Here is an 8,078-nt window from a genome sequence, read left to right on the forward strand (position 1 = left end):
ATAAATGCTGCGAAACAGTCGATTGAGGAATATTTAATATTTCTGTTAATTGCGTTACATTACAAGTTTTGCGTACACTTAATTCATTTACAATTTGTAATCGTATTGGATGCGCCATTATTTTTAAAATGTCCACATCTTCTTCAGTAACTAAACTTTTTTTTATCTCGCTCGTATATGTTGTCATAAGACATTCCCCTTTTGTTTGAATTCCTTTTTATTAAAATCTGCTTCTAAATAAAATGTAATCTCTAACATACAATTAAGACCCTTATATAGAAATAATAGGATTTTAATTATTTAAAAACAGCAATGCTATACAATTTTATTTATTTGGTACATATACATAATACAATTTCAATTTGTGCTGCATGTGAAGTTAGCGTAAATTTAGGATGAAGATTTTTCAAATAATTGAAACGCTTTTGGATACTATAGAATTCATTTAACTTTCTATAACTTTTTATTACAAAACTAAAAACAACTAGATGATTCTACCTATAACTATCCAGCTTTTTTAACACATGTTAGGCATTTGTATATACTATTGCAAAACACATTCTTATTGAGGGGGAATTTATATGCCAACGCCGTCACAAGAACAAGTTGAAGAAGCTCGTGAAACATATGTCAGTCGTATTATTTTAGTTGGTGGTTCAGCTTTATTTTTAACAGGAGGTGTTATATCTGCAATTGCAGCCTTTAAAAGTTATAATCGTTTGGCAAATACGCCACCTTCTTCAAATGATTCATAATTGCATCGTTCATTCCTTTATATAATACAAATGCCGCCTCTACTATAGAGACGGCTTTATATAAAAACATTATTAAATTCATTTGAACTTTATTGAAAAACGTTGTACCGATTTGGTACGATGCTCAAAGTAATGATAGATCCTTTCAATTTGACAATCCTATTTCACCACAAACCGCGTCTGACTACAGCCATCCTTCTGCTTCGTTACTTCTAATACAGCCGGCATTGCGTTTTTCAGTTCTTGAACGTGTGAAATTACGCCGATAAATCGACCTGATTTTTGCAAGTCGATTAGGGCGTCAACTGCTTTCGTTAATGACTCTTCATCTAATGAGCCGAATCCTTCATCGATAAACATCGTTTCGATGGAAATACCACCCTCATACGCTTGAATTACATCTGCCATTCCAAGCGCTAAGCAAAGTGATGCGTTAAATTTTTCACCGCCAGATAATGTTTTTACATCTCGGGTTTGACCTGTATATGCATCGTATACATCTAAGCCTAATCCACTTTGTCGATTCCTCTTTTCAACTCGTTCGCTTCGTTTTAAATAAAATTGTCCATTTGATAATTTACGTAGTCGTTCGTTCGCAATTTGAACAATTTGTTCTAAATACTCAATTAAGATGTAACGTTCAAAGGATATACGACTATCGTTATCCCCTTTCATTACTTCATATAAATCAACAAGTTCTTGGAATGCTTTTTCTTCCTCATGAATTTGTTCATCAATTCGTTTAATATTTTCATGTAAATCCGTAATATATGATACGGCATTTTGAGCACGTTGTCGTTTTTCTTTAATAATATCAAGGTGAATTTCCAATTCTTTCACTTGCTCATCTAATGAAGAAATGTCCATATACTCTTTATCTTTTAATTCTGCCTTTAATTCTTCAATTTGTTTTGTAAGTACTTCTAGAGATGAGTAATAACTTCGGATTTCTTGTTGTAACTTATCCATCTCAGCATCATTTAATTTGGATTCTGTATATGTTAATTGATCTGTAAATCCGCTTTGTTCTAGCTCTTTCATAAAGCGTGTGAAAGTCTCTTCTTTCTTCTCTTTTGCACTATTAAATTGATTAGAAGCACTATCATGTTCTGCTTGAATACGTATATTTTCATTTTGCCAATGTTGATACGCTTCTTGTACTTTCTCCCATTCATCTTCCATTAACCTGAGTTCTTGTAGAGCTTGGTCAAACTGTACTTTCCAAGCTTGTACCGTTTGCAAGCTTTCCGGAATATTTTGCTTATCATGTTCATATGACGTACGAAGCTGCATACACTCCATTTCAGTACGGTGCTGCATTGTTTCTACTTCACGCTTTTGTTTCTGGAGTTCTTCTACTTTTTCTTCTACGCTTTTTATATTCACAGCAATTTGCTTACGCGTTTCTTCACTTGCCTTTAACGCATTAACATCTGCTGCTAATTGCTTTCCTTTTTGAACGAGCGCCCTATATGTTTCTACTAATTCTTCTGCGCGATACCCTCGATTTAGCACTTCTTCTATCACTTGTTCATATTGAACTCGATAGAAATTCCACTTTTCTTCTAATTGAACATGTGATTTTTCCGCAACGTTTTTCTTTTCTCTTAGCCCATTTAACTCTTTTTCATCAATGGCATTACTTTGCTCTGTAGCTTTTTTCGGGTGATCCATACTACCACATACTGGACAAGATTCACCATCATGTAAATGAAGAGCTAATATACCAGCTTGCTCACTTAACCAGCGGCGTTCCATATCTTCATACGCACTAACTGCCAGTTGCATCTTATGAAATGCAATTTCTTTTTCTTGCTCGTATTTTTGTTTTTCTTGCCATACATCATATGCCTGCTTTAATACTTTTGCATCTTCTCGCATATTCGTTAGTTCTTCTACTTTAGCTACATATTGTTCAAGCGCTACTTCTAATTGCTGTAATTCGCCAGACATTCTTTGTTTTTCATTTGTATGCGCTTCTAGTTGTTCATCTAACTTTTGCATACCTTCTTTTAATTTTCCTATTTGAATCTCAGCATTTTGCAAATTTAACTTTTTCTCAGCTAATGATGCAATAATTGGTTGTAACTCTTCTAGTCTTTGAACTTGTTTTTTAGCATTTTCTCGCTCGGATGCCTTATTCTTTAATGCTTCATATTTCTCCTGAACAAGTGCAAAACTGTTCATTATATGTTCTTTTTTCGCGATTATCTGTTTTAACAAACTTTCAGACCGCTGTTCATGTTGCATCGCTTCCTCATACCATTGCTCAAATGGTAATAATCGCTTCGCCTGTTCCGCATGTTTAAAAGATTTTTCTTTCATTTCGATTACGGCACGGTTTTCTTGTAAAGTACTGTATTTCTCATTCTTTTGCTCTAAATCTTTGAATTTCTCATTTACAGCTTTTGCTGCATGAAAACGTGCCTCTTCTTCTTTTAATTGTTTCGTTTTGTCATTTTGTTCTACGTGTAATTGCTCAACCTCTGCATTGTACCAAATTTTTTCTTGTTCTAATGCCTCTGCTACTTGATGTGTATTTACATGCTCTTGCTCCACTAATGTCTCTAATAATGCTCCATCACGTATTGGTAATTTAAATACATTACGGAAATATAGCTCACGTTCTTTTTGTTTTTCTTGTAAGACGTCTTTCCATTGTTTACGCTTTTGATCTAATAACTCACGCATTAATTTATAACGATCTGTTTTAAAAATACGGCGTAGTATTTCTTCTTTATTTTCCGTTTCAGATGTTAATAATTTTCGAAACTCTCCTTGCGGTAACATGACAATTTGGCTAAATTGATGTTTACTTAATCCAATTAAATCTTCAACTTTTTTATTTACATCTGTTACATGAAAACGATCGACGCATGGAACTTTTTCCTCATCAATTACTTCATATAATTCGACTGCATGTCCTGTAATTGTTTTATTCCCTTGTTTTTTATGGCCCAGTTGTCGTTTTATTTCATAACTTTTCCCTTTTAATTGAAAAGTTAATTCCACACTTGTATAAACATTATCATCAGCAAATTGGCTACGAAGCATGTTTGTATCACTGCGCTCTTCTCCACTAGCCTCTCCATATAATACATAACAAATCGCATCAAAAATCGTTGTCTTTCCGGCTCCTGTATTTCCAGAAATAGCGAAAATACGATGCTCACCAAGATCTTTAAAATCGATTACTTCTTTCTGTTTATATGGACCAAATGCGGTCATTATAAGCTGAATCGGTCTCATCCTCGTTCACCTTCCCGTTCTTGCACTGTTTGCAAAACATCTAAAAATAGACGTTCTTTCTCTTCTGATAAATCTAGCCCTTTCATTTCTTTATAAAATGCTTTTAAAAGAGATAAATCATCCGTTTTATGTCTTGAAACAGTTACTTCATTTTCATCTGTGAACTCTCGTCTTTGAATAGATCTTTCAACATGCATTGCATTTGGGTATACAGAACGTATTTTTTCCATTGGCTGCAAGACAGGATTTTCATCTAATAATTTCACAAATACATAATCTTCATTTACTGGATGAAGCAATAAATCGTCTATTTTGGCTTCTACTGTACGCATTTTACGACGCGGTGTAAGTAAACGTTTTTCAATTGTTGTTTCACCTTTTTCATCCAGTTCCACAATATAATATCCTTTTTTATGCTTTTCTTCAGAAATAGAATATGCAAGTGGCGAACCTGAATAACGAATTGTCTCATTACGTACAAAATGCGCTTGATGTAAATGGCCAAGCGCAGTGTAATGAAACTTATCAAAATAATGGCTATTTACATATTCAGCACCACCAATTGAAAGTGGTCGTTCCGCATCACTCGTATTTTCCTCTGCCTCTCCTGAAGAAGTTATAAATGCATGTCCTACAAATATGTGTCTCGCTTCTTTATCCATCGTTTCAGAGAGTTCGTTCATAAAAATACGCATCGCATCATCATGAGAACGAACATCTTCATTTTTCAATATATGTCTAACAATACTTGGATCTGCATACGGAACGAGATGGAAATGAACCTCTCCGTATTCATCATTTAAAACAACAGGATTGTATGGAAACTGGAATTGTCCAACAATATGTAATCCTTGTTTTTTCATTAAATTACTACCAAAATGTATGCGGTCCGGACTATCGTGGTTTCCTGCAACTGCGATTACTGGTGTTTGTAAATCAATAACTATCTTTTGTAATACATCATTTAATAAGTCTACTGCTTCTGTAGGTGGAATTGCTCGGTCATATAAATCTCCTGCAATAATTACAGCATCCGGTTTTTCCTCTTCAACAGCTTGTACAAACTGATCTAACACAATTTTTTGATCTTCAGTCATATATACACCATGAACAAGCTTACCTAAATGCCAATCCGCTGTATGAAAAAACTTCATATTACCCTTCTCCTTTTAGTTTACTGATTGTAGTGAAACAAGCTGATAGTTTAGTGTAGTTTTTCCGTTCTCCCATTCTAACTTTTGGACAATTGCACTACCGATTCTTTCTTCGTTTGATTTATATAAAGGTAATATTTCTTGAATAGTAAATAGATGATAACCATCTAAAATTAATTGAAATAAATTATCTTCTATATGTAATCTTACTTCTTTTTCATTTGAAATAATTTTTGTGTGCATCTCAAATTTCATGCTCGATACAACCCCTTTTTTCTAATCTCTACATTTTAATAGTATAGTGGTCATGCAAGATTGACAAGTAAATACACCACGATGTACATACTTTTTTAATTATAAATATTTTATGTTTTTTTGTATAAAATACGGTATGTGAAATTATCAATCTACAAAAATAAAAATGCCCTTTCAGGCATCCTTATTTTTGTAAGTACTCTTTCATAACGTAGTACAATACAGTTATTAAGACAATCGCTACAAAAAACGCGAATACGGCCACAACATACCCATCTTTATTTAATAACAAACATATGGAAATAGATATTATAAAAATCGGAAACACGAGACGTACCTTATCCTTCACTTCTTCTGTCGTATCTGTATGATGAAAATACTGTGTAATTCCTACCATAAGAGATGACAAAATAATAACCGACAATAGTAAAGGTCCTGGCATTCCGATCTCTCCTTTCTCTATTTCTAATTATATACAAACCCCACACTCTTTAAAAGTTAGATAATTCAGCCTTTTGATCTTTTCTACATCCACTCTTTAATGTATTGTTACGCCACGTATACTAACTCAATTTAAGTTATACATATAATAGCGCCTTCAACACGACGTTTTCAAATAATAGCACTTACAGTAATGTTGTAATATTCCTCTTCATCCTCTGAAATCCTGCAAATATAACTCGTCAAAATATGCGGTAAATAATAACATTAAACACCTAATTTAGACAAAAATTATAGAGGACATTTCAGCATGTATCAAGAAATAAGAATAAGAAGATAAGTAAGGGAGGATTTATAATGACTGAACACGTTTTATTTTCTGTTAGCGAAAACGGCGTTGCATCAATTACTTTAAACCGTCCAAAAGCACTCAATTCTTTATCCTATGACATGTTACAGCCAATTGGGCAAAAACTTAAAGAATGGGAGCAAGATGAGCGTATTGAACTCATCGTTTTAAAGGGAGCTGGGACGAAAGGTTTTTGTGCAGGTGGTGATATTAAAACGCTATACGAAGCACGTTCTAACGAAGTTGCATTACAACATGCAGAGCAGTTTTTTGAAGAAGAATATGAAATTGATACATTTATTTATCAATACAAAAAACCAATTATCGCTTGTTTAGATGGAATCGTAATGGGCGGTGGTGTCGGTCTGACAAATGGAGCTACGTATCGAATTGTAACAGAGCGTACGAAGTGGGCAATGCCTGAAATGAACATCGGTTTCTTCCCTGATGTCGGTGCTGCTTATTTCTTAAATAAAGCGCCTGGATATACTGGCCGATATGTTGCTTTAACAGCATCCATTTTAAAAGCTCCTGATGTATTATACATTAACGCTGCTGATTACTTTATGACATCAGATTCATTACCAAATTTCCTTACCGCACTTGAAAATGTAAATTGGCAAAAAGAAGATGTACATACTCATTTAAAAGAAGTTATTCGTACATTTGCAACCGCTCCAAACTTAGATGGCAATCTTTCTTCTTTATTAGAAGAAATTAATTCGCATTTTGCATTCGATACAATTGAAGGAATCATTCAATCTTTAGAGAAAAATCAAAGTCCATTTTCCCAAACAACGAAAGAACAGTTATTATCAAAATCCCCTGTTTCATTAAAGGTAACATTAAAACAGTTTATCGATGGCCAAGAAAAGTCAGTTGAAGAATGTTTTGCGACAGATCTTATACTCGCTAAAAATTTCATGCGACATGAAGATTTCTTTGAAGGAGTACGCTCCGTTGTAGTTGATAAAGACCAAAATCCAAATTATAAATATAAACACTTAAGTGATGTTTCAGAAGAAGATGTAAATCGATTCTTTAACTTACTTAACGCCTAAACAAAGAGGTCATATATTGTAGCTCACTCTCAGCTACTCTATATGGCCTCTTCTTTTCAGTTAAATAATTTTAAATATAATTTAATTTTATTTAAATAAAATGTATGTTAAACTAACGTTAATCGAATTTTCTAAAAACAACAAAGGAAGGCGGATAACATTATGGAAAATTTTTTTCTGTTTATTATTATGTCTATATGTCTTATTATTCTACCCGGTCCTGATACAGCAATGGCTACCAAAAACACATTGGTTGCTGGCAAAATCGGCGGCGTAAAAACTGTTTTTGGTACTTGTGTTGCGCTTTTAATTCACACTTTAGCTGCTGTAATTGGTCTTTCAGCACTTATTGTAAAGTCTGCTCTTTTATTTTCTATTTTTAAATATGTTGGTGCTGTATATTTAATCTATATTGGTATTAAAGCCCTTTTAGCAGTAAGAAACACCGGAGACTTAAATACAAATGACGTTCCAATAAATAATGACAATAAACATACTTCTTGCTTTCGCCAAGGGTTTCTTACAAATTTACTAAACCCTAAGATTGCAGTCTTCTTTTTAACTTTTTTACCACAGTTTTTAAATCCAAATCATAATACATTTATACAACTTCTCGTTATGGGACTTACTTATCTCATTTTAACAGTCATTTGGTTTGCTTTTTATATATTTTTAATTGATAAAATTAGTGCTTTTATGAAAAAACCGAAGACACAGCGTTATATTCAAGGAATTACAGGAATCGTCTTAATTGGGTTTGGTATTAAATTGGCCTTTGAAAGAAATAGTTAACACAATACAAACGAAAATACAC

At 33.3% G+C, this 8,078-nt stretch carries 8 protein-coding genes; 3 read left to right on the forward strand and 5 right to left on the reverse strand.

Going from position 1 to position 8,078, the window contains the following annotated elements; all coding sequences use genetic code 11:
- The coding region (locus V7038_RS13080; protein WP_335470470.1) for an ArsR/SmtB family transcription factor at positions 1–187 on the reverse strand (187 nt) is incomplete at its 3' end.
- 394 nt (positions 188–581) lie between these two features.
- On the opposite strand from V7038_RS13080, the gene V7038_RS13085 reads away from it, so the two are divergent.
- On the forward strand, positions 582–755 hold the full coding sequence (locus tag V7038_RS13085; protein ID WP_002200571.1) for a hypothetical protein: 174 nt from the start codon (positions 582–584) through the stop codon (positions 753–755).
- A 159-nt stretch (positions 756–914) separates the two neighbouring features.
- On the opposite strand, the gene V7038_RS13090 is transcribed toward V7038_RS13085, so the two are convergent.
- The 4 genes from V7038_RS13090 to V7038_RS13105 form a co-directional block, all read right to left on the reverse strand.
- On the reverse strand, positions 915–4,004 hold the full coding sequence (locus V7038_RS13090; protein WP_283747451.1) for an AAA family ATPase: 3,090 nt from the start codon (positions 4,002–4,004) through the stop codon (positions 915–917).
- Complete coding sequence (locus tag V7038_RS13095) at positions 4,001–5,158, reverse strand: exonuclease SbcCD subunit D (protein ID WP_002200573.1); 1,158 nt, start codon at positions 5,156–5,158, stop codon at positions 4,001–4,003. The genes V7038_RS13090 and V7038_RS13095 overlap by 4 nt, the downstream gene beginning before the upstream one ends.
- Before the next feature lie 15 nt (positions 5,159–5,173).
- Positions 5,174–5,413: a DUF2584 family protein gene (locus tag V7038_RS13100; protein WP_002085739.1), complete on the reverse strand. Its 240-nt coding sequence runs from the start codon at positions 5,411–5,413 to the stop codon at positions 5,174–5,176.
- Positions 5,414–5,597: 184 nt separating this feature from the next.
- Positions 5,598–5,855 carry a hypothetical protein gene (locus V7038_RS13105; protein ID WP_002200574.1) on the reverse strand — a complete coding sequence of 86 codons (258 nt, stop codon included), beginning with the start codon at positions 5,853–5,855 and terminating at the stop codon, positions 5,598–5,600.
- Positions 5,856–6,211: 356 nt separating this feature from the next.
- Here V7038_RS13105 and V7038_RS13110 point away from each other — a divergent pair, with 356 nt between their 5' ends.
- Both V7038_RS13110 and V7038_RS13115 read left to right on the forward strand, forming a co-directional pair.
- A complete protein-coding gene (locus tag V7038_RS13110) occupies positions 6,212–7,264 on the forward strand; it encodes an enoyl-CoA hydratase/isomerase family protein (RefSeq protein ID WP_283747452.1) in 1,053 nt (350 codons plus the stop codon).
- Positions 7,265–7,423: 159 nt separating this feature from the next.
- Positions 7,424–8,056, forward strand: a complete 633-nt coding sequence (locus V7038_RS13115) for a LysE family translocator (RefSeq protein ID WP_098988116.1) — start codon at positions 7,424–7,426, stop codon at positions 8,054–8,056.
- Positions 8,057–8,078: the final 22 nt, after the last annotated feature.

The organism is Bacillus sp. JJ783 (assembly GCF_036963225.1).
Classification (GTDB): Bacteria; Bacillota; Bacilli; order Bacillales; family Bacillaceae_G; genus Bacillus_A; species Bacillus_A cereus_U.